This window comes from uncultured Gordonia sp. (genome assembly GCF_937858515.1).
Classification (GTDB): domain Bacteria; phylum Actinomycetota; class Actinomycetes; order Mycobacteriales; family Mycobacteriaceae; genus Gordonia.
In genome coordinates, this window is record NZ_CALLZT010000210.1 from 62,068 (window position 1) to 85,914 (window position 23,847).

A 23,847-nucleotide genomic window follows, 5' to 3' on the forward strand; every position below is an offset into this window, starting at 1 on the left:
CATGCAAATCGGCGGGGTGCTCGGGCGATTCACACCACCGCGGCGAGCGTCCGAAAACCACGCGGCACGATGAGCAAGTACCATCGGGCGCCGTGACCGACAGCATGACCTGGGCCCAGTCGATCGTTCTCGGGGCCGTCCAAGGACTGACCGAATTTTTGCCGATTTCGTCGTCGGGGCATCTGCGTATCGTCTCCGAACTATGGTTCGGAGACGACGCCGGAGCCTCGTTCACCGCGGTCACCCAACTCGGTACCGAAGCCGCGGTGCTGCTGTTCTTCTTCAAGGACATCGTGCGCATCATCGCCGCCTGGTTCCGCGGGCTGACCGACAAACAGCAACGCGGTCTCGACTACCGGATCGGCTGGTATGTGATTCTTGCCACCATCCCGATCGGCATTCTCGGCCTGCTGTTCAAGGATCAGATCCGCACCACCGGCCGCAACCTGTGGCTGGTGGCGACCGTGCTTATCGTGTTCGCGGTCGTGTTCTGGGTCGCCGAGCGCTACAGCACCAAGCAAAGGTCGATGGAGCAGCTCACCCTGCGCGACGGCCTGGTGATGGGGTCGGCGCAGTGCCTGGCGCTGATCCCGGGCGTGTCCCGCTCGGGCGCCACGGCCAGCGCCGGCCTGTTCCTGGGCCTCGAGCGCGAGGCCGCGTTCCGGTTCTCGTTCCTGCTGGCGATTCCCGCGGTCACCGCCTCGGGTCTGTTCTCGCTGCCCGATGCGTTCAGCCCCAGCGGAGAAGGCATGGAGGCCAGCGGTCCGCAGCTATTGGTGGCCACGCTCATCGCGTTCGTCGTCGGGTATGCCTCGATCGCCTGGCTGCTGCAGTTCGTGAGCAAGCATTCGATGAACTGGTTCGGCGGCTACCGCATCATCCTGGGTGTCACGATCATCATCCTGCTCGCCACCGGGGCCGTCTCCGCCACCTGACCGACGCCCGGCGGCGCGGCCACTAAGGTTGGGGAATGACCGTCATTCTGGTGCGCCATGGACGCTCCACGGCCAACACCTCCGGCGTCCTGGCCGGGCGAACCCCCGGCGTCGGCCTCGACGATCTGGGGCGCGGGCAGGCGGAGGCGCTGGTCGGCAGGCTCGCCGACCAGCATGCGGCGATCCGGGCCGTCGTTCGTTCCCCCCTGGATCGGTGCGCGCAGACCGTCGCGCCACTGCTCGGAGCACTACGTGCTGCACCCGAGAGGCGCGACGAGGTGGTCGAGGAGGTCGCCGACGATCTCGCCGAGGTCGACTACGGCTCCTGGACCGGCCGGACCATCAAAGAACTGCTGAAGGAACCGCTGTGGCAGGTCGTGCAGCGGCAACCCTCGGCTGCCGTGTTTCCCGGAGGGGAGGGGCTCGCGCAGATGTCGGCGCGGTCGGTCGCCGCGATTCGGAGCCTCGATCGCCGGTTCGCCGGTGAGAACGGGGACGGACTGTGGGTGGCATGCTCGCACGGCGACGTCATCAAGTCGGTGATCGCCGACGCGATGGGAATGCACCTGGATTCGTTCCAGCGCATCGTCGTCGACACTGCCTCGATCACCGTCATCCGGTACGGATCCACCCGCCCGTACATCCACACCGTCAACAACACCGCAGCGGTGTCGATCCCGGCACCTCGGCCACCCCGGCCCGACGACCAGGATGATGCGGTGGTGGGTGGCGAGACGGGCGCCCACCTGAGGCTCGATCACGCTCAGCCCGATCATGCCCACGCCGCCCGGCCCCATCCGGGTCCGCTGCACGATCGACGGGTCCGGGGATAATGAACTTCACGACCAAGGAGGGGTGATGGCACGAGCCATTCATGTGTTCCGCAGCCCGGATCGCTTCGTTGCCGGGACCGTCGGCCAGCCCGGAGACCGGACGTTCTTCCTCCAGGCGGTCCATCAGGCGCGAGTCGTCAGCGTGATGCTGGAGAAGCAGCAGGTACAGATCCTCGCCGACCGGATCGGAATGCTGCTGGAGGAGATCCATCGCAGATTCGGCACCCCGATCCCGCCGGAAACAGAGTCCGTCGACGACCTCAATCCGCTGGTCATGCCGGTGGATGCCGAGTTCCAGGTCGGCACCATGGGCCTGGGCTGGGACGCCGAGGCGCAGGCGGTGGTCATCGAACTGCTGGCCGTCACCGACGCCGAGATCGACGAGAGCATCGTCCTCGACGACACCGAGGAGGGACCCGATGCTGTGCGCGTGTTCCTCACGACGGTCGCCGCCCGCGACTTCGCGGCCCACTCGTCCCTGGTGATCTCGGCAGGGCGACCACCCTGCCCGATCTGCGGTGGGCCGCTCGATCGTGACGGGCATCTGTGTGTGCGTACCAACGGCTACAAGCGGAGCGCCCAGCTGAGCAAATCACTCGACTTCATCGACCCCGAGGTGTTCAAAAGCCTTGCGGTGCAAGATGAATCGTTGTTCACCACCGACGACGACAGCGAGGACGAAGACGCGCAGGGTGAGGCGGATTCCGGCCCCGACGACGAGGGGCCCGCGTCCGGCGGCCGACATTGATGGCGGACGCCTCACCGCCGGATTCCGTGTCCGCGACGATCCTCGCCGAGGGTGAACTGGTCGTCGTGGGACGCATCCGGTCGGCAAGCAACGCGGCACTGGTATGCGATGCGGTCGGCGGGGACGAAACCGAACTGCGGTGCGTATACAAGCCGGTCCGCGGGGAAGTGCCGCTGTGGGATTTTCCCGACGGCACCCTCGCCGGCCGGGAGGTGGCCTCGTATCTGATTTCCGATGCCCTGGGCTGGTCGGTGATACCGGAGACCGTCCTGCGCGACGGTCCGGCCGGGCCCGGCATGGTGCAGCGATGGGTCGAGACGGTCGATGCCCCCGACGATCCGGCCCGGCTCGATCTGGTCGATCTGTGCCCGCCGGCTCTTGTGCCGGAGGACTTCAAGTCGGTGCTGGAGGCCTACACGCCAGCCGGTGACCCTGTGGTCCTGGTCCACGCCGACGACCCGCGGTTGCAGCGGATGGCGGTGCTCGACGTCGTGCTCAACAACGCCGACCGCAAAGGCGGACACGTCCTGGAAGGGCTCGATGGCGGGGTGTACGGCATCGACCACGGCATCTGCCTGCACACCGATGACAAACTGCGCACGGTGCTCTGGGGGTGGGCGGGTGAGCAGATCCCGGCGCACCTGCTCGCCGACATCGCCTCGCTGGCCGACGACCTCGGTCCCGATGGCCCGGTGCGCGCCGCCTTGGCCGGATTGATCACCGACAGGGAGATCGGCGCGGTGGCCACCCGATGCGCAGAACTCGTCGACACCGGTGCGATGCCGTACCCGCCGGGCCGGCGACCGATCCCGTGGCCCCCGTTCTGACACGAAAATCAGTGGTCGCCGCAAGCGTAAGTCCTTACGCTCGGCAGATGAGCAACAGCGCGAGCCGGTTTCCCGACTGCGTCCCAGTCCTGTCGGACGGTGTGGTGACCTTGCGCGCACACCGCGCCGACGACATCGACCGCGTCTACCGGCAGGCCACCGATCCCGAGATGGCCAGGTGGACCACGGTTCCCGTTCCGTATGAGTGTGCTGATGCCGAAGAGTTCGTGCTGCAACATATCCCGGCCAAATGGAACAGCGGCACCGCGATGTGCTGGGTGATAGATGTCGACGGTCTCTTCGCGGGCGGGGTCGACATCCGTGGCGACGGCCCCGAACCCGAGATCGGTTACGGTCTGCACCCGGACCAGCGGGGCCGGCGAATCATGAGCCGGGCGGTGCGGCTGGCCGTCGCGCACGCTTTCGCGGTCGGCAAGACACGCATCGGATGGGTGGCTCTCGACGGCAACCTCGCCAGCCTGCGCGTCGCACACCAATGCGGTTTCGTGCTGGACGCCTGGGTACCCGGTGGTGCCATCGCTCGCGGAGAGCCGGTCGACGCCTACCGGGCATCACTGCGTGCGGGAGATCCGTTGCATCCCCGGACTTCCTGGGAGTCCACGCTGGCTGACGCCGCACGGATGCGCGAGGCCCATCCGGGTCCGGGCGAACGGACCCTGGAAACGCAGTCGGAATACCTTGCGTCCAGGGCCCGCGAACACAAGCCCTAGTCGTCCGCTTCCGGGAGCACGGTTCGGTGAACGGTCGGGCCCCAGCGCTCCACCCAGTCGGCGAGGCTGGTGTCGGTGTCGAAGGTGCTGTCGATCTGATAGAGCCCGGCGGTGGGGCAGCTCGCCCCGATCTCGACGAGCACCGGGCGCAACGACGTCTCGACGGCCAGTGCGTGTGCGGGTCCGCCGCCCAGCATCAGCGGGATCGCCACCACATCCCGCAGGCCGGTGCCGCCGGCGAACTGGTCGAGGAACAGTTTCAGCAACCCGGTGTAGGTGGCTTTGAAGGTGGGGGAGGCGATGATCGCCAACCGGGCCGACTGGACCTTCGCGACCGCGTCGGCGACGCCGGGATCGCCCCAACCCAGGAGGCCGGGCCCGAGTTCGGACAGCTCGATGGTCTCGGTGTCCCCGCCCAGCGCCTGCGCCAACCGCTCGCCCGCCGTGCGGGTACGCGAACCGGGTTTCGGATTGCCGACCACCACTACTGTTCTCACAGATTCAACTCCTCGCTCATAGGTCCTCAGTGATTGCTCACCGAACACATGCCCATGCGAACGCGTGCCCGTCAACCCCACGTTCCGTCGTCGGCGAAGGGTTGACGAGACCGTCCTGGCGTGCAGGCGGCTACACCATGGCGAGGGCGGCGTCGACGACCTCGGTTTGCTGCGCACTCAGGTACGCGACAAGTCCGATGAACGCCCACGTCAGCGCCGTCAGCACCGACCACGCGATCAGGTTGAGCCTGCGGTAGTGCACCAGGCACGCGGTGAACTCCCGCAGGAAGCCCGCCGGTACGTAATAGCGGGCCGTCGGAGCGCCGATCACCGTGGCCGGCAGCCCGAGGCGCCGGGTCAGCGATGCCGCGCGCAGCGTGTGGAAGTTGCTGGTCACCACCGCCATCGTCGACCACTCGTAGCCGCGTTCGGCGAGTACGTCGCGGGTGTTGCGCAGGTTCTCCTCGGTGGTGGTGGAGGTGTCCTCCTCGATGATGCGGTCGGCCGGCACACCCTGCTCGATCGCGTACCGGGCCATCGCCGCCGCCTCGGAGACCGCCTCGTCGGCACCTTGTCCGCCGGAGAGCACCAGCACCGGTTGTCCACCGGTCGCGGTGATCTTGTCGAGTACCTCGATCCCGCGATCGATGCGGGCGGCCAACAACGGTGTGACCCTTTCACCCGACAGTCCCGCGCCGAGGACCACCACCACCTCGGCGGGCGGAACACGGCCGATCTTGCTGTACAGCCACGCGTACAGGGTGTATCCGACGAGTTCGGCGACGATGATGCCCAACGGGATGACGACCAGCGCCATCCCGGCCACCAGGCCTCACCACGTGGCCTTCCCATTGAAGACGATGAGGGCCGCCACGAATGCCGCGACCACCGTGGTGAGCAGGAAGCAGCCGAACACGGCCGGCACGAGCGTGGCGATCCGCAGTCCTTCCCGCCGGATGATCACAAGGCCGTTGAAGACCAGGCTCACCCCGGCCGCCATCGCTGTCAGGATCACCAGCAATATCGGACCGAGAATGACCATGTCGATGAGGTTGCTGCCCACCGAGATCCGCGCCATGAGGATGACCAGGAACACCCAGACGGCAACAAGGCTGACCACGATTGCCATCCCGTGCCCGGTGCGGCGAGGTTCGCGGGCAATCCGCCAACACGTTCCGGCGACGAGTGTCAATGCGACGAGCCCGGTGATCAGAGCGGCGACAGTCATGGCACGTGCCGATGACCGGTCGGCGGCGGAGGTACTTGTGCGCGGCTCACGGCACCCGATGTTATCGGCATGATCGGCAACCTTCTGCCGGATCTGGCACTTCCGACAGCCCGCGTGTCGCGACGTCTGCCGTCACTGGCCGATCTGGTCCGAAATAATCGATTGTGCGCTCAAACGCGGACGCCTATATTTATCTCTCGTACAGCCGAGGGCGATCCGGCGAACTCCGGATTGGCCACCAAAGGTGTTCGAAGGCAAGATCATTGACAACTTCATGACATTCGGCATGGCGAATAATCCGGGGAGACCCGGTGAAAGGCGTGTGACAAGCGTCGCCGGAAGCAATTCCGGTACCCCATGCACTACGAGCCGGAACCTTCACCTCAGGGTGGAGGCACCTCCGAAGCGCGTTGATGGCGTCGCCCCGCGAAAGGGAGGCGCAGGGAGAGCCGATCGGTGACCCAGCACCTGCCAGGTGCAGTTCAACAGTAACGGAACGTGCGGCAGAGTAAGGAGTTTGAAGTCCGAGATGGTCAGTCGAGGGCGTACTCCATGAACGCGGAAGCGGGGCGTGGCGGCTTCGACGATGCGGGAGAGATCAAGTAGGCCTTGACAGCCGAACGGTCGAGGGTGCGTGGTATTCCGTCTTCAAAAGGGGCGGAGCCACAAGGGAAAGCGCATCCTCTGTCAGTCCACTAGCTCAACGGGCAGAGCGATTGACTTCAAATCAGTAGGTTGGCGGTTCGAATCCGTCGTGGTTTCCTCCAAATAAGCGAAAGCCTTTCCCCGGCAGCAGTACGACAGTGTCCTAATCCCTGACCCGGCAACGGGAATCAGGGCACCCGAAGGTCCGTAAGACCTGACGGTGTTCATGCGCGAGTAACGGTAGCGGAGAGACCGGCCGGTCTTTCTTCGACGCCAAAGCGGTGGAGAAGCTGTTGTCGTGACGCGTGGTGCCACGTACGGCACTGGACATGGTGACTACCGTCGAGAGGCGGTGGATACGCGGAAAACCCCCCACTGGGAATACAGACCGCAAAAGGTCACCGGGAGCGGCGAGGTAGTCTCACTCGCCGCACACAAACGTCGATGCGCTTCCCGCGCACAGAATTTCGTCCCGCTTATCGGATCTCGCGATATCCGATGAGCGGGACGAAGTTTGCGTAGCGGGACCGGCTCATTCGCCCAGGTAGGTGCCGAAGCTCCAGATGTTGCCTTCGGGGTCGCGGACCGAGAATCCGCGGGAGCCGTAGTCCTCGTCGGTCAGGCCCTGGATCACCTCGGCGCCGGCAGCGGTGGCGCGGGTGAACAGGGCGTCGGGATCGTCGCAGACGACGTAGACGGCACCCTGACCAGGGATCCGCACGCCGAACGGGCCGTCGTCCTTGCCCGTGGTGCCGAACATGATGCCGCCGCCGAGCGGCCACGTCAGTTCGGCGTGTTCAACGATCGTCGGATCGTCCTCCTGCGTGTACCAAGCACGCTTCTCGAAGCCGAATGCGGCGATGAGAAAGTCTGCGGCGGCGGGTGCGTCGCGGTAGGTGAGACAGGGCCAGATGGTCGGTGAATTACTCATGGACCCATCCTCACCCGAGGTGAGCATCGTCGTATTGGAAAGATGGAAGCTCCTCACTTCGCAGCCACTGCGCCGGAGTACAGCCGGCCAGATAGGTGAACTCGTTGGTCAGATGCGCCTGGTCGTAGAAGCCGCAGACGGCCGCCACCTGCGCGATCGATATATGCGACGGAACCGCCTGCAACATGCGGCGGGCCCGCTCGAACCGGACCACTCGCGCGGCGAGCTTGGGTCCGAGCCCGAATTCGTCGGTGAACTGTCGCGTCAGATGCTGGCGGCTCCATCCTGTTGCCGAGGAGATGTCGCTGACCGTGGTGGTGCCCCCGGTACTGACCAGCAGATCCCAGGCGTGATCGAGTTCGGGGGCGACCTCCGGGAGGTCCGGTCGTAGCAGACGCGTCAATATCTCGTCGCACACCGCGAACCGGTCCGCCCAGTTCGGTGTGACCTGCAGCCGCTCCCACAGTTCACTGCCCACATGCGAGACCACGTCGTCGAGTTCGACGGTGGTGTTCCACAATTCCCGGGCCGGCCGGGCGAACAGGGTGCGGAACCCGACGGGCGTCAGCTCGATACCCACGCCTTCTTGATTGCCGTCGTGCGCGATCAGCGCGGGCAAGGCCTGCAGGCCGCTGAGTACGCACCGGTACGATCCGGGCGCCTGCCGCGGATCGGTTTGCGCGGCAATGTCGATCGGGCTGCCGATACTGACGATGAAGGTGACGTGCCGTGAGGGCAGACCACGGTGCACCCCGGGTGCGTATCCCTGCAGCCGGTACCCGTAGTACTGCTCGATGAGGCCGGCCAGTGCCGGCGCAGGCCGCCTCGCCGCCGACATCGTTCCCATCCATCCACGCTACGCGTCACAAACCCCACCGCTGGGGTCCGGCATCGCAATAGTTGTCGTGCCGAGGCTCAGCGGTGGGGTTTGTGACCGCGACACGGGAGTCTTCCAGCCGGTCGAGCTTCGCATTCATGGTGACCGCCCCCGGATCCTCGTCGTCGACCACCAGCACCCGCATGGCTGCCATTATGTCCGTTTCGGGCCGGGCGGTTATCCACAGGCACGTGACGGACCCCTGGTGTGAAAGCCGATGTCAGAGTTGAATCAGTGGCCATGATTTGGAGGGAGACATACCATGACCAGCATGACCACCGAGGTGAAGGACCTGCCACGCGGGCGCGCGTTCACCCGCGCCGACCTCGCCACGATGCCCGATGACGGCCATCGGTACGAGATCATCGACGGGAGCCTCATCGTGAGCCCCGCGCCGAGGATCCGGCACCAGATCGTCGTGACCGCGCTCATTCCGCGGTTGCGTGACGTCTGTCCGCCGGACGCCCGAGTACTTACAGCACCGGTCGACGTTGTTCTCGCCGACGACACGGTGATGCAACCGGACATTCTGGTTGCCCTGCGTACTGACTTCACCGAATCCGATCTGCCCGGCCCGCCACTGTTGGCAATCGAGGTGCTGTCCCCGTCCACCAGGGGAATCGACCTGCTGCTCAAGAAGGAACGCCTGCAACGCGCCGGTTGCCCGCATTACTGGGTCATCGACCCAGATGAGCCGTCGATCATCGCGTTCACGATGCGCGATGGCGTGTTCGAGTTGTGCGGTCAGGCCGCAGGAACGGAAACATTCGCTGCGACAGAACCTCTCAGCATCGCCTTCACACCCGACGAGCTGATCGACTAGTACGTCTGAGTGTGCGTTCGATCCCGATTTCCGGGACTGGACGCACGCTCAGACGAGATTCCGGTCTCAGCGCACCGGGAGCGAGTCGTCGCGGCGCAGGACGAAGAAGTACGGCCGCGCAACACCTTTCAGATCCATCGCACCCAGGACCGCGTCGTCGGAGATGCGGTGGAAGACGTCGTTGATGGGGAGCTGGTCGTAGACCATGGTGGCCGAGTCGACACCCCGGTAGCGGGTGGTGCGCAGCCGCGCCTTGGAGCCGCGGGCCCGGGTGGCGAAGTTGGTGGCACCGATCGGCCGGGAGAACGACATATTCCGCAGTTGCGGAGCAGCACGCAGGGCGCCGAGCGCGCTGAACGCCATCACCGGATTCATCGGCCACAGGCTCTTGCCGTCCCGGCTCGGGAACAGCAGCGGATGCACGTTCTCGGAGTCGATGAACTGCTTACCCCACCAGCCGCTCGCTGCGAGCGCGCCGTCGATGGGATGTCCGGTGGGCATCTCGGCTCCATGCCAGGTACCGAACATGAAGTCGGGGTCGACGGCATCGAGTGAGTCGAACAGTGCCGACGCCGCTTCGGTGGTGGTGGGCGCGTCGGGGATCACGTCATGAAGCTGCATGTCGCAGATCCTAGATGCGATGCTATATCTTCCAGAAATCGGTATGGCAACAGTCACAGTTACCCGCGATGGCTCAGTGATGGAAGTGCGATCCGGTTCCCTCCCTCGGCATCGGGCCGTCGAGGGCATCAAGGAAGGCGACCTTACTGTCGATATCGCGCAACAATGCGGTCGCCAGATCGTGGCTCAGGCCGGTGCGGACGACTATGCGCTGCAACGTCATGTCGGGGAGGTCGTCGGCCATCGGGTAGGCCGGGACCAGCCAGCCCTTCATGCGGAGTCGGTCCGACAGGTCGTACAAGGTCCAATTGTCGGTGTATCCGGGCTTGAGACGCCACGCGAACACCGGGATGGTGTCGCCCTTGCTGACCAGTTCGAACGGCCCCATCTCCGCGATCGATGACGACAGATACACGGCGACATCCAGCGAGGCCTGCTGGATGTGCTTGTAGCCTTTGCGGCCCAACCGCAGAAAGTTGTAGTACTGCAACAGCACCTGCGCGCCGGGCCGCGAGAAGTTGAGCGCAAGGGTGGGCATGTCGCCGCCGAGGTAGCTGCAGTGGAACACCATGCTCTCGGGCAGGGCGGCGGTGTCGCGCCACACGATCCAGCCCAGGCCCGGGTAGACGAGCCCGTACTTGTGGCCCGAGGTGTTGATGGACACCACTCGCGGTACCCGGAAGTCCCATTCGAGGTCGGGCTGGCAGAACGGCGCGATCATGCCGCCCGACGCTCCGTCGACGTGAATCTTGACGTCGAGACCCGTCGCGGCCTGGATTTCGTCGAGTTTCTCGGAGATTGCCTTGACCGGCTCGTACAGGCCGTTGTAGGGGACACCCATGATCGCCACCACGCCGATGGTGTTCTCGTCGACGTACCTGTCGAGGTCGTGGCCGTCGAGGACGAAGTGTTCCTCGCTGACCGGCACCCAGCGCGGTTCGACCTCGAAATAGTTCAGGAATTTCTCCCAGCACACCTGAACGGCGGTGGACAGCACCAGGTTCGGCCGATCGATCGGCTTGCCTTCGGCTTTGCGCCGGGCCTGCCAGTGCCGTTTGAGCGCGAGTCCGCCGAGCATCGCCGCCTCCGACGACCCGATCGTCGACGTACCGATCGCGTCGTCCACATCGGGCACATGCCACAGGTCGGCGATGATCTTCCAGCACCGGTCCTCGATGGCCGCGGTTTGCGGATACTCATCCTTGTCGATCATGTTCTTGTCGTACGTCTCGGCGTACAGCCGACGGGCCTCGTCATCCATCCAGGTGGTGACGAAGGTGGCCAGATTCAGGCGTGCGTTGCCGTCGAGCATCGCCTCGTCGTGCACGATCTGGTAGGCGGTCTCGGGCAGGCTCATGTCGTCGGGGATGGTGAATTTGGGCAGTTCGGTGGCTTCGCCGGGACGTACGAACACCGGGTTGAGGATCAGTTTCGCGCCATGATTCGTCGTGTGCCGGGCGTTGGTGTGCTTGCGGGCCATGATTCCTCCTCGATGAGCGTTACCTCGTCTTCCACAGTCCCAGACTTCGACGCCGGCGAAGGCCGAGTTCGGCGATGTCCGGCTCGGCCGGCAGCGTACGCGGTTGACCGTGCGTTTGATCCCGGAAACCGGGACTCAACGCAATCTCAGGGGCTGATCCAGGACGGCAGCGGTGCTCCGCCGACAAGCCGTACGTTTCCCCGTAAGGCCGGGGCGCGATCGGAGGCGGGCGGAAACATTCCATACAGTGGACGCATGCAATCGTGGCCACAACCCAGCCTCCCGGTCGTCCCCCGCCGTGGTCCGGCACTCCGGCTGTACGACACAGCCGATCGTCAAGTGCGGCCGGTCACCCCCGGCGAGACCGCGACCATGTACGTGTGCGGTATCACCCCGTATGACGCCACCCACCTCGGACACGCCGCGACCTACCTGACTTTCGACATCGTCAACCGGGTGCTGCGTGACCAGGGGCACGAGGTGCACTACGTGCAGAACGTGACCGACGTCGATGATCCGCTGTTCGAACGGGCCGACCGCGACGGCATCGACTGGCGCGATCTCGGTGCCCGCGAAACGCAGTTGTTCCGCGACGACATGACCGCGCTGCGGGTGCTGCCGCCGCGGGACTACATCGGCGCCGTCGAATCGGTGAACGAGGTGGTGGAGGCCGTCGGGAAGCTCGTGGCCTCCGGGGCCGCCTACATCCTCGACGACGAATACCCGGACATCTATTTCCGCACCGATGCCACCGAGCAGTTCGGGTACGAATCCGGCTATGACCGGGCCACGATGGACAGGTTCTTCGCCGAACGCGGTGGTGATCCCGACCGCCCCGGCAAACGTCATCCGCTCGACGCCCTGCTGTGGCGTGCCGCGCGGCCCGGCGAACCGTCGTGGGAATCGCCGCACGGGCCGGGCCGTCCCGGCTGGCACATCGAATGCTCGGCGATCGCCCTCAACCGTCTCGGCGTCGAATTCGACATCCAGGGTGGTGGGCAGGACCTGATCTTCCCGCACCATGAGTTCTCCGCCGCGCACGGTGAAGCACTCACGGACTCGCGCCGTTTCGCGCGCCACTACGTGCACACCGGCATGATCGGCCTCGACGGCGAGAAGATGTCCAAGAGCCTCGGCAATCTCGTACTGGTGTCCAGACTGCGGCAGCAAGGGGTCGATCCCGCGGCGGTTCGGCTCGGACTGCTCGAAAGTCACTACCGCACCGACCGGATGTGGACGGATGAGGTGCTTGAGCGAGGGGTAGCGCGGCTGAACCGTTGGCGAACGGCTGCCGCTGCCGCTGTGGGCCCCGACGCCGCGGACGTCATCGACCGGGTCCGTCAGCATCTGGCCGACGACCTGAACACCCCCAAAGCACTCGACGCCGTCGACGCATGGTGTGCCGATGTGGAGACGGGAATCGGTAGGTCGGCGTCGGCGCCGGAAGAAATCGCGACAGCCGTCGACGCATTGCTCGGAATCACGCTGCGCTGAGTGACAGAAATCTCGTTCGCTTGGGTACAGTGCTCTGGTGGCTCGCGCGAAAGAGATCAGCTCCGACACGGATTCGGGTGTGTGGACGGTCGTCACCCAGACCTCGACATACCTGCTCGACTTCAACGAGATGACGCTGCTGCGGGCACCCGGCGTGGGCGTGTCCGACAGCGAGGAATGGGCGGTCAGCAGGCTGCGCCGCGACTCCGAGGACATCCCGCTGCTCGGTGTGCGCACCTGCCGGGTCGGTGAATCGGCCCAGTTCTGGGTGCGGGCCGCCGACGACCCGGACGTGCGCACTTGGCGCATCACCACCCCGGTCGAGTCGATCGAGAAGATCGGCTAACCGGGGAATGGTCCGGAGTCGCCGCGCCGCTTGAGGTACCGCTCGAACTCGGCGGCCAGCGCGTCACCGTCGAACTTGGCCATCAACTCGTCGGGGTTGTCTTCCTCGGCATCGCCGCGTTCTTCCAGGCCACGCACGTATTCGGCGATCTCGTCGTCGTCCTCGGTCATCTCGGTGACCGAACGTTCCCACTCGTCGGACTGCTCCGGCAGCGTCCCCAACGGCACCTCGATGTCGAGGACCTCCTCGACGCGCCGCAGTAACGCGATGGTCGCCTTCGGGTTGGGCGGGGTGGATACGTAGTGCGGTACCGCAGCCCAGAACGACAGTGACGGCAACCCCTCCTGCACGAACAGGTCCTGCAGCACACCGGTGATGCCGGTCGGTCCCTCGTACCGGCTTTCGGCCAGGTTGTAGCGGGTGGCCGATTCGCTGCTGTAGGCGGCGCCGGTCACCGGAACCGGCCGGGTGTGCGGGGTGTCGGCGAGCAACGCACCGAGCATCACCGTCAACTCCACACCGAGGGCGCGGGCGATATCGACGATCTCGGCGCAGAACCCGCGCCAGCGCATGTTGGGTTCGATACCGCGGATGATGACGATGTCGCGATCCGAGCCGTCGGGGCTGCAGTAGGAGATCGACGTGGTCGGCCAGTCGATTCGCCTGGTCACACCGTCGACCTGCTTCACCGTCGGCCGGTTGACCTGATAGTCGTAGTAGTCGTCGGAATCGATGTCGATGAGGTGTTCGGCATCCCAGTTCAGTGCCAGATGCTCGACCGCACCGCTCGCGGCGTCTCCCGCATCGTTCCACCCCTCGAAGGCGGCGACCAGCACCGGACGGCGGAGCCGGGGGAGTTTCGACAGCTGCTCAGCGTTCACTGATCCAGCCTACGACCCGAGCGTGGATCACGGCGAACCAAAACCCCGACGCAGGTGGCGCGGGAGCGGTCGCAGTGATTCGAGTAGTCGACTACTCGTGCCGGCACCGCAGGCCAAACCTAGAGTTCGCTCTGACACACTCCCTGCGAGAAAGGCATGGCCCGATGAAACACCTCACAGAATGGGTCAGAACACTGCTTCTGGCCGCACTCACCGCCATCCTGGCGCTCGGAACTCTCCTGGCAGCACCTGCCACGGCAAGACCGGGCTTTGATCCGAACAGTCGCATCGAGCGTCCCATCGGGAATACGGACATACTCGGCAAGCAGCTGTTCGTCGACGTGGACAGGAACAAGCAGATCACCGTCGAAGTGTGGCTGCCCGCGACGTGGAACTCGCTGAAGAGCAAGGCGTCGGGATTCGGTGGTCCGGTCACCGCCAGTTGGTACTTCACGACCATCGATCCGAAAGCGCCAAAGGACTACTACACGGGAACCGACGGCCGAAAGACCACATTCTCGGGACAGTCACCGGCTCGCAGGACCTTCTACGCCCGCCGCGACGCATACGAGGTCAAGGTCAGGAGATCGGCCCAGAACGGCATTGCGTACACATACGGCGTCCCCCGGAAACATTCCACGCTGTGGTTCCCGGGCTGCAAGATCTACGTCAACGGAGTAGTCAAGTACAAGGACGATCCGTACGTCGCTCACGCGAACACCAAGGCGTCCTGGACCTGCAGTACCCGGCTGGACCGTATCCAGTAGGGCCGAGCATCTCGCAGTGGGGTTGCGGCGGGTGACTACGCCCCGCCGCGGCCCTCACTGCGAGATGTGCGTGAATACACCAGGCCGGCAACTGGGGGTATAGGCGCTGCTGAGCGGTCGCCGATAGAGCCTTCGGTCGGATCGCAACTGAGGGCGAACTAAGCTGTCAACCATGTCCCATAGCAAATCGCACGCAACCGAACAGGCCGGATACGACTCATCCTTCCTGTCGGCCATGTCCCGCCGGGTGTTGATCGGCGACGGTGCGATGGGCACGATGCTCCAAGCCGCAGATTTGACCCTTGACGATTTCAACGGCCTCGAAGGCTGTAACGAGATCCTCAACGACACCCGGCCCGACGTACTCGCCGATATCCACCGAGCCTACTTCGAGGCCGGCGCCGACGCCGTCGAAACCAACACATTCGGCTGCAACCTGTCCAACCTCGGTGACTACGACATCGCGGACCGCATCCGCGAACTGTCCTACAAGGGCACCGCCATCGCCCGCGGCGTCGCCGACGAGATGGGTGCCTCGGCCGACGGCACCCCCCGTTTCGTGCTCGGTTCCGTCGGGCCCGGGACCAAACTGCCGAGCCTGGGCCACACCACGTTCGAGATCATCCGCAACGCCTACTTCGAATGCGTGGCCGGCATGCTCGACGGCGGCGCCGACGCGATCCTCATCGAGACCAGCCAGGACCTGCTGCAGGTGAAGGCCGCGGTGGTCGCGGCCCGTCGGGCGATGGCAGAGCTGGGCCGGTCCATCCCGATCATCTCCCATGTGACCGTCGAAACCACCGGCACCATGCTGCTCGGTTCGGAGATCGGGGCGGCGCTGACCGCGATCGAACCACTCGGCATCGACATGATCGGCCTGAACTGCGCCACCGGCCCCGCCGAGATGAGCGAGCACCTGCGGTACCTGTCCAAGCATGCCCGGGTCCCGGTGTCGGTGATGCCGAACGCGGGGTTGCCCGTGCTGGGCCCCAACGGTGCTGAATACCCGCTGACGCCGGACGAGCTGGCCGAGGCCCTGAGCGGCTTCGTCGGCGGGTTCGGTCTGGAATTCGTGGGCGGCTGCTGCGGAACCACACCCGAACACATCCGGCAGGTGGCGCAGGCCGTCGCCGAGGTCACCCCCGCGGTGCGCACGCCCGAGCATCAGTCCGAGACGTCGTCGCTGTACACGGCGGTGCCGTTCGACCAGGACGCGAGCTTCCTGGTGATCGGCGAACGCACCAACTCCAACGGCTCCAAGGCGTTCCGCGAGGCGATGATCTCCGGCGACTACCAGAAGTGCCTGGACACCGCCAAGGACCAGACCCGCGACGGCGCCCACATGCTCGACCTCAACGTCGACTACGTGGGCCGCGACGGCGCCGCCGACATGACGGCTCTGGCCACCCGCTTCGCGACGTCCTCGACACTGCCGATCATGATCGACTCCACCGAACCCGACGTCATCCAGGCCGGTCTGGAAGCACTCGGCGGCCGGTGCGCAGTGAACTCGGTCAACTACGAGGACGGCGACGGTCCCGATTCGCGGTTTGCGCGCATCATGCGGCTGGTCGTCGAACACGGTGCCGCAGTGGTGGCGCTGACCATCGACGAGGAAGGGCAGGCCCGCACCGCCGACCACAAGGTGGCGATCGCCGAGCGGCTGATCACCGAGATCACCGACGACTGGGGGCTGTCGGAGGAGGACATCATCATCGATGCCCTCACCTTCCCGATCTCGACCGGGCAGGAGGAGGTGCGCCGCGACGGCATCGAGACAATCGAGGCCATCCGGCGGATCAAGGAAGCTCACCCGAGCATCCACTTCACCCTGGGCATCTCCAACATCTCCTTCGGCCTGAACCCGGCCGCCCGGCAGGTGCTCAATTCGGTGTTCCTGCACGAATGTGTGCAGGCCGGACTCGACACGGCCATCGTGCACGCCTCCAAGATCCTGCCGATGGCGCGCATCCCCGAGGAGCACCGCACGGTCGCCCTCGATCTGGTCTACAACCGGCGCACCGACACCTATGATCCGCTGCAGAAGCTGATGGAGTTGTTCGAAGGGGTGTCGGCGGCGTCGGCACGTGAATCGCGGGCGGCGGAACTGGCTAAGCTGCCACTGTTCGAACGGCTGGAGCGACGCATCGTCGACGGCGAGCGTAACGGCCTCGAGGCCGACCTCGATGAGGCGATGATCGAGGTGCCGCCGCTGAAGATCATCAACGAGACATTGCTGGCCGGCATGAAAACTGTTGGTGTGCTGTTCGGTTCGGGACAGATGCAGCTGCCGTTCGTGCTTCAATCGGCCGAGGTCATGAAAACCGCTGTGGCGCACCTGGAACCGCACATGGAGTCGACCGGTGCCAGTGGTAAGGGCCGGATCGTGCTGGCCACCGTCAAGGGCGACGTGCACGACATCGGCAAGAATCTGGTCGACATCATCTTGTCCAACAACGGCTACGAGGTTGTCAATATCGGTATCAAACAACCGATTTCGACGATCCTGGAGGTCGCCGAGGACAAGAAGGTCGACGTCATCGGTATGTCGGGTCTGCTCGTGAAATCGACCGTAGTGATGAAGGAGAACCTCGAGGAGATCAATTCACGAGGTTTGGCGGAGGAGTATCCGGTGCTGCTCGGCGGTGCCGCACTCACCCGCGCGTACGTCGAGAACGATCTCACCGACACCTACGACGGCGACGTGCACTACGCACGTGATGCTTTCGAGGGTTTGCGGTTGATGGACGACATCATGGCCACCAAACGGGGAGAGGGGCCGGCCCCGGACAGCCCGGAGGCGATCGCCGCCGCCAAGAAGGCCGCCGAACGCAAGGCCCGGCACGAGCGGTCCAAGAAGATCGCCGCCAAGCGCAAGGCGGCCGAAGTACCGGTCGAGGTTCCGGCCCGCTCGGATGTGGTCTCCGACAACCGTATTCCCACGCCGCCGTTCTGGGGTACCCGCATCATCAAGGGTGTTCCGATCGCCGAGTACATGCAATTGCTCGATGAACGGGCTCTGTTCCTGGGGCAGTGGGGGCTGCGTGGTACCCGTGGCAGCGACGGGCCGTCGTACGAGGATCTGGTGGAGTCCGAGGGCCGGCCGCGGTTGCGGCACTGGGTCGACAGGCTGTCGACGGAGAACATCCTGCAGCATGCCGCGGTGGTGTACGGCTACTTCCCGGCCGTCAGCGAAGGTGATGCGGTGCATGTGCTCACCGAGCCGCGTCCGGACGCTCCGGTGCGGTACACCTTCGAATTCCCGCGCCAGCAGCGGTCCCGGTTCTTGTGCATCGCCGACTTCATCGCCTCCCGCGAATCGGCCATCGCCGCAGGACATGTCGACGTGCTGCCGTTCCAGTTGGTGACGATGGGCCAACCCATCGCCGATTTCGCCAACAAACTGTTCGCCGACAACGCCTACCGCGACTACCTCGAAGTGCACGGCATCGGCGTGCAGCTGACCGAGGCGTTGGCCGAGTACTGGCATCAGCGGGTGCGTTCGGAACTGTCGTTCGGTGAAGAGGACCCGGAGAACCCGCAGGGCTTCTTCGACCTCGAATACCGTGGTGCGCGTTTCTCATTCGGCTACGGTGCCTGCCCGGATCTCGAAGACCGCGCCAAGATGATCGCGCTTCTCGAACCCGAACGCATCGGTGTCGTCCTGTCCGAGGAGTTGCAGCTGCACCCCGAGCAGTCCACCGACGCGTTCGTTCTGCACCATCCGGAAGCCAAGTACTTCAACACCTAGCCCGCTGTGGGGTGGATCGGGACCGTATACGAGCCCCGATCCACCACATAGTTGTTGCCAGAAACGGCGCAGGGCGCTCCCACCCGGTTCACAGCAAACACGGCGACAGTGGGTCTCATGACCTCTGCAACTCTTGCGCGCTCTGGCAGTGCCCAGGTAGACACCGACGACCAGGCCGGGCCACCGGGAACCCCCCGATGGCTGCGCTGGTCGGTGCTCGGCGCGATCGTCGTCGTGGCGCTGGTTGTCCGCTGGCAGTTCCTCGACATCGAAACCCTCGACTATCGCGCGTTTCTGAGTCGCTGGTATTCGGTGCTCGACGCTCAGGGCGTCGACGCATTCAAGGAGCGGTTCGCCGACTACAACTATCCGTACCTGTATCTGATCTGGATTCTGACGGCGCTGAACATTCCGGCGCTGGTGGGGATCAAAGCGATCTCGATCATCTTCGACTTCGTGCTCGCCTTCTTCGCCTATCGCATCGTGGCGTTGCGAACTAATCGGTTTTCGTTGCGGGCGTTGGTATTCGGCGTCATGGTGCTGTTGCCGTCGGTGATCGCCAACAGTGCGTACTGGGGTCAGGCCGACGGAATCTACTCGGCGTTCGTGGTCGGCGGCATCTACTTCCTGCTCCGGGCGCAGCGGGAGCGGATCGACCGGTCGTCGCAGGTGTGGAATGCGGTGTGGGCGTGCGCGTTCTTCGGGCTGGCGTTGTCGTTCAAGTTGCAGGCGGTGTTCGTGCTGCCGGTGCTGGCGTGGCTGGTGCTGCGGCGACGGCTGCCGTGGCAGTCCCTGGCAGCGATTCCGCTGGTGTTCGTGCTGATGGAGGTACCCGCCCTGATCGCCGGTGCGCCGCTGCACGACGTGCTGACGGTGTATCTGGATCAGACCGGCTCGTACAAGAAGCTGACCCTCGGCGCCGCGAATCTGTACCAGCTCGTCCCGATCGACGGCGACGCCACCTGGTTGGCGCACGCGGGGATAGTCGCGGCCGGTGCGATCGTGGTGGCCTTCCTCTCGTGGTCGGTGTGGAAGAAGCCGGCAGTCACCCCGGCATCGATTTTGGCCGTCGCCACGGCGAGCGCGGTGATCGTCCCGTTCCTGCTGCCGGCCATGCACGACCGGTACTTCTACACCGCCGAGGTGCTCAGCGTGGTGCTGGCGTTCTACCTGCCGCTGCGCTACGCGATCATCCCGGTGCTGATCCAGCTCGCCGCGATCGGTGTCTATCACTCGTCGCTCACCGGTGATCAGGGGATGGGCGGTCCCGACGGTGGCTTCGGCGGTGGCGGTAACGGTGGTGGACCGGGCGGGGCGGGATCAGCCACGACTGCCACGACCACCTCGGGCGGCGCCCCGGGCGGTGGACAGCAGGGCGGCAACGGTGGACCCGGCGGTGGTGGCCCCGGCGGCGGCAACGACGGCTACACGTCGGGACGAGGAGACAGCACTCTGGCGATGTGCACCACCGCGATGGGCCTGTCGGCGCTGACCCTGATCTACGCCGTCGCCCACACGGTCCGTCGCCGGTTCAGTCCGGCAGCATCCGCTGAGTGAAGAACGCACCGAACGCCACACCGGTGCCGAGCGCGATGCAGATGGTGGCAGCACCGGCGAACTGTGCGCCGCCGGACTGTCCGCCCATCTCCAGCAGGATCCCCGACACGACGGCGATGCCGGGCAACAGGGCGCCGGTGATCCCCATCAGCGCGAACACGTGTTGTGGGTAACCGGTCCGGGCGGCCATGATCATCGACACCACACCGAGGACGATCGCGGCGACGGCGTTGGCCCAGAGGGTGTCGAAACCGGCGGCCACCAGCAGTGCCTGGTTCACCCCGCCGGTGATCACTCCGATGACGGCCGCGGGCACCAGCAGCTTGAGCCAGCCGCCGTTGGCCAGGGCGTTCCCGATCGCGCCGATCGCCGAGAACACCAGGGCGAGGTACCACGGCAGGCCCGGCAGTTCGTCGAGCAGCGGATGTTCCATGTTCAGGAGTTCACCGAGTTCGAAGGTCAGCGCGGCGCCGACGGTGATGCCCAGGCCGGTGACCGCGACGCTGCCGGCACGGGTCACCGCGGTGAGGTAATCGGAGTCGATCACGTCGTTCATCGCACCGATGATCTGCGGCAGCGGAACCAGCAGCAGCCAGTTCACGGCGATCGCGGCGGCCGCACCCACCGGGTCGACGAGGCCGAGTTTGACCGCCAGCGTCGCCGCCACCCCGGCCACGCAGCTCTGCACCGCAATGGTGAACAGGTGCGGAGTGTGCAAACGCCCCAGGACCTGCCCGGCGAGTGCGGTGACGACCTGCACCGCACTCGCCGTCACCCACGCCTGCCAGCCCACGCCCAACTGCATGGCGATCACGAACGCCAGCAACGTCATGCCGATCGTCACCGCCCACCACGGGGTCACGGTCGCCCGCAGTTCACCGATCTGATCGCGTAGCTCGTCGAGCTTGGAAACAGCGACATCGGCGTTGTCCTCGATGCGCTGAGCCAGGCGGTGCAGCCGCAACGACCGGGTGCAGTCGATGAGGTCGAGAGCGTCGGCGCAGGTGGTGACGGTGACATTGGAACCGTCCGGAAGATGCGCCTCAACGATCACGACCCGCCCGACGGTGGTGCAGTTGAACCCTTCCAGACCCAGCGCGTGCGCATCGGCGCTCAAGATCTGCTTGGTGCGCCACCCGGATTGCCCGGACTCCAGAAAGCCGCAGGCGAGGTCGGCGAGCAGTCCCAGCCGGTCACGGATCTGGGTGGGCGTTGTCTCCATAGGAGGCAAGCCTAAGCCTTGCTCGGTGCGACTTTTGGCGTACTGAGCCGCGACACGGCCGGGTTGGCAGTCAGCCGCTGTTCGTGACGGCGTTCAGCGGTTGAAGATCACTCGATGGTGAACCACCGCCAGGCGCGCTTACCGGAGATCTTGTCGACCACGATGATGCGATAATGCCCGGGGTTCGAGTAGAGGCCGTTGTCCGTGACTCCGACACCACCCTGACACAACGCCGACTTGTACGTCGGTTTGGTGGTACCCGGGAAATAGATCTGGATCTGGCAGTTCATACCTTGTACTTCTGCACCTGATCGATCACGAGCTGACCACGCCACTCCCGGGGAAAAACCAGTGCTATAGACATTCGGCCCGTAGTTTTGTCCGTAGTAGGCGTTGATCTTCATCTTGATCGCAGCCACACCATTTCTCGCAGGTGCCGCGTTTGCTGGGGTCGTGGGTATCGTTGCGAGCGCAATACCAGTGACCAGGGCGATGGTCGGTACAATCTTCTTGAGCATTTGGTGACGCCTTTCGGAAATCTATGTGATCCGATACTGGGAATCTCAGTATGAGTGGTCATCGGCACTACGAATGTCACCCATGCGGGTGAACTTCCCGCGGGCAGACTGCGATACGACCGTTCCGACGTTCACTCATACCAGGGCCTGATCGATTTGGCCTCCCGAGGGTGGCATCGGGAATCATGGGCGCCATGAGCACCGCACCACTGGCCCCGGCGGCCGTCCTGTGGGACATGGACGGCACCCTGCTCGACTCGGAACCGATCTGGGACATCGCCGTCGAACAGTTCACGCTGCGTCACAGGATCTTGCTCACGCCCGCGTTGCGGGAATCGACGCTGGGCAACTCGCTGCCCGACGCGATCACCAAGGTGCACGATGCCGCCGAAGTACCCACGCGGGATCGGGACATGGCCGGGGACAGCCGCTGGGTGATCGACCATGTCGCCGAACTCTTCGCACAGGGACTGCCGTGGCGGCCCGGGGCAGCAGACGCGCTCGACATGCTCCTCGACGTTGGTGTCCCGTCGGTGCTGGTCACCAACACGATCCGGGAACTCACCGACGTCGCCCTCGACACGCTCGGGCGGCACCGGTTCGCCGCCACCATCTGCGCCGACGAGGTGGTGGCGGGTAAACCGCAGCCCTACGTGTACCTACGTGCGGCCGAGTTGGCCGGACGACGTCCAGGCGAATGCCTGGCCGTCGAGGACTCGCCGACCGGAACGATCGCCGCCACGTCCGCGGGCTGCCCGACGCTGGTCGTGCCGTCGGCGGTGCCGGTCCCGAAGGGATCGCTGCGCAGCTTCCGGGCAACCCTGGCCGGACTCACGTTCGGCGATCTGGTCGGCGCGTGGACGGGCGAGCACCAACATATCCATTAGGACCGGTCACCGGCGGCGTGCGAGAATAGCGCACCGTGAAGACATTCGAGGAGCTGTTCGCCGAACTCAGTGACAAGGCCGTCAGCCGCCCCGAGGGGAGCGGCACCGTCGCCGCCCTCGACTCCGGAATCCACACCCTGGGCAAGAAGATCATCGAAGAGGCCGGCGAGGTGTGGCTGGCCGCCGAACACGAATCCGACGACTCGCTCGGCGAGGAGATCTCCCAGCTCCTGTACTGGCTGCAGGTGATGATGATCAAACGCGGACTGACCCTCGACGACATCTACCGACATCTGTGAACCGATAGGCCCCAACACCTTTCACAGTCCCACCTCGTCAAAGGATCTACCCACCATGTTGCGTGTGGCAGTGCCCAACAAGGGCGCCCTCAGCGAATCCGCCTCGGCCGTCCTCGCCGAAGCCGGCTACCGGAAACGTTCCGACAGCAAAGACCTCACCGTCCTCGACAACACTAACGACGTCGAATTCTTCTTCCTGCGGCCCAAAGACATCGCCATCTACGTCGGTCAGGGCACCCTCGATCTGGGTATCACGGGCCGCGACCTGGCCGGTGACTCCGGTGCCTTCGTAGACGAACAGATCTCGATGGGCTTCGGTTCATCGACGTTCCGCTACGCCGCCCCCGCCGGAGCGCAGTGGACCGTCGGCGACCTCGCCGGAAAACGCATCGCCACCTCGTACCCGAATCTGGTGCGCCGTGACCTCGCCGACCGCGGTATCGACGCCGAGATCATCCGCCTCGACGGCGCCGTCGAGATCTCCATCCAGCTCGGGGTGGCCGATGCCATCGCCGATGTCGTCGGCTCCGGGCGCACCCTGCGTCAGCATGGACTGGTCGCCTTCGGTGACACCCTCTGCGATTCGGAGGCGGTGCTCATCTCGCGAGCCGATGCCGACCTGGGCAAGGCGGCACGCCAGTTCATCGCCCGGGTTCAGGGTGTGGTGTTCGGCCAGCAGTACGTGATGATGGACTACGACTGCCCCAAATCGCTACTGGAACAGGCATCGGCGATCACCCCGGGCATCGAATCGCCGACGGTCGCGCCGATGGCCGACCCGGACTGGGTGGCCGTGCGCGCGATGGTGCCGCGCAAACAACACCAGAACCTGATGGACGAACTGGCCGAGCTCGGCGCGAAGGCGATCCTGGCCACCGACATCCGCTCCTGCCGCTTCTAACCGTGCCCAACCGGCCACGCCTCCCCATCGCAGGTTGTGGTGTGAGGT

Annotated in this window: 25 protein-coding genes; 14 read left to right on the forward strand and 11 right to left on the reverse strand. The window is 65.2% G+C overall.

All coding sequences use genetic code 11. The features are described from left to right. The first annotated feature begins 92 nt into the window (after positions 1-92). The 5 genes from Q0627_RS21050 to Q0627_RS21070 are packed head-to-tail and all read left to right on the forward strand — an operon-like array spanning position 93 to position 4,074. Entirely contained in the window at positions 93-935 is an 843-nt protein-coding gene (locus tag Q0627_RS21050; RefSeq protein ID WP_291016027.1) for an undecaprenyl-diphosphate phosphatase, read from the forward strand. A 35-nt stretch (positions 936-970) separates the two neighbouring features. After that, a complete protein-coding gene (locus tag Q0627_RS21055; protein WP_291016026.1) occupies positions 971-1,768 on the forward strand; it encodes an MSMEG_4193 family putative phosphomutase in 798 nt (265 codons plus the stop codon). Positions 1,769-1,793: 25 nt separating this feature from the next. Beyond that, complete coding sequence (locus Q0627_RS21060) at positions 1,794-2,516, forward strand: DUF3090 domain-containing protein (RefSeq protein ID WP_298812604.1); 723 nt, start codon at positions 1,794-1,796, stop codon at positions 2,514-2,516. Next, positions 2,516-3,343 carry an SCO1664 family protein gene (locus tag Q0627_RS21065; protein ID WP_291016022.1) on the forward strand — a complete coding sequence of 276 codons (828 nt, stop codon included), beginning with the start codon at positions 2,516-2,518 and terminating at the stop codon, positions 3,341-3,343. The genes Q0627_RS21060 and Q0627_RS21065 overlap by 1 nt, the downstream gene beginning before the upstream one ends. 47 nt (positions 3,344-3,390) lie before the next feature. Then, on the forward strand, positions 3,391-4,074 hold the full coding sequence (locus Q0627_RS21070; protein ID WP_291016020.1) for a GNAT family N-acetyltransferase: 684 nt from the start codon (positions 3,391-3,393) through the stop codon (positions 4,072-4,074). Here the strand turns inward: Q0627_RS21070 and Q0627_RS21075 are convergent. The 6 genes from Q0627_RS21075 to Q0627_RS21100 form a co-directional block, all read right to left on the reverse strand. Further along, positions 4,071-4,571, reverse strand: a complete 501-nt coding sequence (locus tag Q0627_RS21075) for an NADPH-dependent FMN reductase (protein ID WP_298812607.1) — start codon at positions 4,569-4,571, stop codon at positions 4,071-4,073. The genes Q0627_RS21070 and Q0627_RS21075 overlap by 4 nt on opposite strands. 130 nt (positions 4,572-4,701) lie before the next feature. Continuing rightward, positions 4,702-5,388 carry a YdcF family protein gene (locus Q0627_RS21080; protein WP_298812669.1) on the reverse strand — a complete coding sequence of 229 codons (687 nt, stop codon included), beginning with the start codon at positions 5,386-5,388 and terminating at the stop codon, positions 4,702-4,704. Between the two features lie 15 nt (positions 5,389-5,403). Next, positions 5,404-5,799 (reverse strand): hypothetical protein, encoded by a 396-nt coding sequence (locus tag Q0627_RS21085; RefSeq protein ID WP_298812609.1) that lies wholly within the window; start codon positions 5,797-5,799, stop codon positions 5,404-5,406. 1,177 nt (positions 5,800-6,976) lie between these two features. Then, positions 6,977-7,375: a VOC family protein gene (locus Q0627_RS21090; protein WP_298812610.1), complete on the reverse strand. Its 399-nt coding sequence runs from the start codon at positions 7,373-7,375 to the stop codon at positions 6,977-6,979. Positions 7,376-7,385: 10 nt separating this feature from the next. Beyond that, positions 7,386-8,222, reverse strand: a complete 837-nt coding sequence (locus Q0627_RS21095) for an AraC family transcriptional regulator (protein ID WP_298812613.1) — start codon at positions 8,220-8,222, stop codon at positions 7,386-7,388. Positions 8,223-8,238: 16 nt separating this feature from the next. Next, positions 8,239-8,397 carry a hypothetical protein gene (locus tag Q0627_RS21100; protein ID WP_298812639.1) on the reverse strand — a complete coding sequence of 53 codons (159 nt, stop codon included), beginning with the start codon at positions 8,395-8,397 and terminating at the stop codon, positions 8,239-8,241. Between the two features lie 117 nt (positions 8,398-8,514). Here Q0627_RS21100 and Q0627_RS21105 point away from each other — a divergent pair, with 117 nt between their 5' ends. Then, positions 8,515-9,075, forward strand: coding sequence for a Uma2 family endonuclease (locus Q0627_RS21105; protein WP_298812642.1), 561 nt, complete (start codon positions 8,515-8,517; stop codon positions 9,073-9,075). A gap of 66 nt (positions 9,076-9,141) precedes the next feature. Here Q0627_RS21105 and Q0627_RS21110 read toward each other — a convergent pair whose 3' ends face one another. After that, entirely contained in the window at positions 9,142-9,696 is a 555-nt protein-coding gene (locus tag Q0627_RS21110) for a DUF4334 domain-containing protein (RefSeq protein ID WP_291016007.1), read from the reverse strand. A 73-nt stretch (positions 9,697-9,769) separates the two neighbouring features. Continuing rightward, positions 9,770-11,176: a glutamate decarboxylase gene (locus Q0627_RS21115; RefSeq protein WP_298812647.1), complete on the reverse strand. Its 1,407-nt coding sequence runs from the start codon at positions 11,174-11,176 to the stop codon at positions 9,770-9,772. Positions 11,177-11,431: 255 nt separating this feature from the next. Here Q0627_RS21115 and mshC point away from each other — a divergent pair, with 255 nt between their 5' ends. Continuing rightward, positions 11,432-12,670: a cysteine--1-D-myo-inosityl 2-amino-2-deoxy-alpha-D-glucopyranoside ligase gene (gene mshC / locus Q0627_RS21120; RefSeq protein ID WP_291016003.1), complete on the forward strand. Its 1,239-nt coding sequence runs from the start codon at positions 11,432-11,434 to the stop codon at positions 12,668-12,670. Positions 12,671-12,707: 37 nt separating this feature from the next. Next, positions 12,708-13,016 carry a hypothetical protein gene (locus Q0627_RS21125; protein ID WP_291016001.1) on the forward strand — a complete coding sequence of 103 codons (309 nt, stop codon included), beginning with the start codon at positions 12,708-12,710 and terminating at the stop codon, positions 13,014-13,016. Here the strand turns inward: Q0627_RS21125 and Q0627_RS21130 are convergent. Beyond that, positions 13,013-13,897, reverse strand: a complete 885-nt coding sequence (locus Q0627_RS21130; RefSeq protein ID WP_291015999.1) for a PAC2 family protein — start codon at positions 13,895-13,897, stop codon at positions 13,013-13,015. The genes Q0627_RS21125 and Q0627_RS21130 overlap by 4 nt on opposite strands. 164 nt (positions 13,898-14,061) lie before the next feature. Here Q0627_RS21130 and Q0627_RS21135 point away from each other — a divergent pair, with 164 nt between their 5' ends. The 3 genes from Q0627_RS21135 (at position 14,062) to Q0627_RS21145 (ending at position 19,972) form a co-directional block, all read left to right on the forward strand. Continuing rightward, the gene (locus Q0627_RS21135; RefSeq protein WP_291015997.1) at positions 14,062-14,664 is read left to right on the forward strand and encodes a hypothetical protein; all 603 of its coding nucleotides are present in this window, start codon (positions 14,062-14,064) and stop codon (positions 14,662-14,664) included. Between the two features lie 172 nt (positions 14,665-14,836). Beyond that, positions 14,837-18,415, forward strand: a complete 3,579-nt coding sequence (gene metH / locus Q0627_RS21140) for a methionine synthase (protein WP_298812651.1) — start codon at positions 14,837-14,839, stop codon at positions 18,413-18,415. A gap of 117 nt (positions 18,416-18,532) precedes the next feature. Beyond that, complete coding sequence (locus Q0627_RS21145; RefSeq protein ID WP_298812654.1) at positions 18,533-19,972, forward strand: hypothetical protein; 1,440 nt, start codon at positions 18,533-18,535, stop codon at positions 19,970-19,972. On the opposite strand, the gene Q0627_RS21150 is transcribed toward Q0627_RS21145, so the two are convergent. Together Q0627_RS21150 and Q0627_RS21155 are read right to left on the reverse strand one after the other, a co-directional pair. Continuing rightward, the gene (locus Q0627_RS21150) at positions 19,947-21,194 is read right to left on the reverse strand and encodes a threonine/serine exporter family protein (protein WP_291015621.1); all 1,248 of its coding nucleotides are present in this window, start codon (positions 21,192-21,194) and stop codon (positions 19,947-19,949) included. The genes Q0627_RS21145 and Q0627_RS21150 overlap by 26 nt on opposite strands. A gap of 107 nt (positions 21,195-21,301) precedes the next feature. Next, positions 21,302-21,712, reverse strand: coding sequence for a hypothetical protein (locus tag Q0627_RS21155; protein ID WP_291015619.1), 411 nt, complete (start codon positions 21,710-21,712; stop codon positions 21,302-21,304). A gap of 194 nt (positions 21,713-21,906) precedes the next feature. Here Q0627_RS21155 and Q0627_RS21160 point away from each other — a divergent pair, with 194 nt between their 5' ends. The 3 genes from Q0627_RS21160 to hisG are packed head-to-tail and all read left to right on the forward strand — an operon-like array spanning position 21,907 to position 23,799. Then, the gene (locus tag Q0627_RS21160; RefSeq protein WP_291015617.1) at positions 21,907-22,599 is read left to right on the forward strand and encodes an HAD family phosphatase; all 693 of its coding nucleotides are present in this window, start codon (positions 21,907-21,909) and stop codon (positions 22,597-22,599) included. Between the two features lie 35 nt (positions 22,600-22,634). Next, positions 22,635-22,898 (forward strand): phosphoribosyl-ATP diphosphatase, encoded by a 264-nt coding sequence (locus Q0627_RS21165; RefSeq protein WP_291015615.1) that lies wholly within the window; start codon positions 22,635-22,637, stop codon positions 22,896-22,898. A 55-nt stretch (positions 22,899-22,953) separates the two neighbouring features. Continuing rightward, positions 22,954-23,799 carry an ATP phosphoribosyltransferase gene (gene hisG, locus Q0627_RS21170; protein ID WP_291015613.1) on the forward strand — a complete coding sequence of 282 codons (846 nt, stop codon included), beginning with the start codon at positions 22,954-22,956 and terminating at the stop codon, positions 23,797-23,799. The last annotated feature ends 48 nt before the right edge of the window (positions 23,800-23,847 follow it).

What these genes read in the sequence shown, in the direction of transcription:
- Q0627_RS21110 (WP_291016007.1), bottom strand. Translation starts at nt 9,696, where the DNA reads ATGCAGCTTCATGACGTGATCCCCGACGCGCCCACCACCACCGAAGCG.
- metH (WP_298812651.1), top strand. Translation starts at nt 14,837, where the DNA reads ATGTCCCATAGCAAATCGCACGCAACCGAACAGGCCGGATACGACTCA.
- Q0627_RS21070 (WP_291016020.1), top strand. Translation starts at nt 3,391, where the DNA reads ATGAGCAACAGCGCGAGCCGGTTTCCCGACTGCGTCCCAGTCCTGTCG.
- Q0627_RS21100 (WP_298812639.1), bottom strand. Translation starts at nt 8,397, where the DNA reads ATGCGGGTGCTGGTGGTCGACGACGAGGATCCGGGGGCGGTCACCATG.
- mshC (WP_291016003.1), top strand. Translation starts at nt 11,432, where the DNA reads ATGCAATCGTGGCCACAACCCAGCCTCCCGGTCGTCCCCCGCCGTGGT.
- Q0627_RS21150 (WP_291015621.1), bottom strand. Translation starts at nt 21,194, where the DNA reads ATGGAGACAACGCCCACCCAGATCCGTGACCGGCTGGGACTGCTCGCC.
- Q0627_RS21060 (WP_298812604.1), top strand. Translation starts at nt 1,794, where the DNA reads ATGGCACGAGCCATTCATGTGTTCCGCAGCCCGGATCGCTTCGTTGCC.
- Q0627_RS21065 (WP_291016022.1), top strand. Translation starts at nt 2,516, where the DNA reads ATGGCGGACGCCTCACCGCCGGATTCCGTGTCCGCGACGATCCTCGCC.
- Q0627_RS21105 (WP_298812642.1), top strand. Translation starts at nt 8,515, where the DNA reads ATGACCAGCATGACCACCGAGGTGAAGGACCTGCCACGCGGGCGCGCG.
- Q0627_RS21080 (WP_298812669.1), bottom strand. Translation starts at nt 5,388, where the DNA reads ATGGCGCTGGTCGTCATCCCGTTGGGCATCATCGTCGCCGAACTCGTC.
- Q0627_RS21055 (WP_291016026.1), top strand. Translation starts at nt 971, where the DNA reads ATGACCGTCATTCTGGTGCGCCATGGACGCTCCACGGCCAACACCTCC.
- hisG (WP_291015613.1), top strand. Translation starts at nt 22,954, where the DNA reads ATGTTGCGTGTGGCAGTGCCCAACAAGGGCGCCCTCAGCGAATCCGCC.
- Q0627_RS21160 (WP_291015617.1), top strand. Translation starts at nt 21,907, where the DNA reads ATGAGCACCGCACCACTGGCCCCGGCGGCCGTCCTGTGGGACATGGAC.
- Q0627_RS21155 (WP_291015619.1), bottom strand. Translation starts at nt 21,712, where the DNA reads ATGCTCAAGAAGATTGTACCGACCATCGCCCTGGTCACTGGTATTGCG.
- Q0627_RS21085 (WP_298812609.1), bottom strand. Translation starts at nt 5,799, where the DNA reads ATGACTGTCGCCGCTCTGATCACCGGGCTCGTCGCATTGACACTCGTC.
- Q0627_RS21090 (WP_298812610.1), bottom strand. Translation starts at nt 7,375, where the DNA reads ATGAGTAATTCACCGACCATCTGGCCCTGTCTCACCTACCGCGACGCA.
- Q0627_RS21095 (WP_298812613.1), bottom strand. Translation starts at nt 8,222, where the DNA reads ATGGGAACGATGTCGGCGGCGAGGCGGCCTGCGCCGGCACTGGCCGGC.
- Q0627_RS21145 (WP_298812654.1), top strand. Translation starts at nt 18,533, where the DNA reads ATGACCTCTGCAACTCTTGCGCGCTCTGGCAGTGCCCAGGTAGACACC.
- Q0627_RS21135 (WP_291015997.1), top strand. Translation starts at nt 14,062, where the DNA reads ATGAAACACCTCACAGAATGGGTCAGAACACTGCTTCTGGCCGCACTC.
- Q0627_RS21115 (WP_298812647.1), bottom strand. Translation starts at nt 11,176, where the DNA reads ATGGCCCGCAAGCACACCAACGCCCGGCACACGACGAATCATGGCGCG.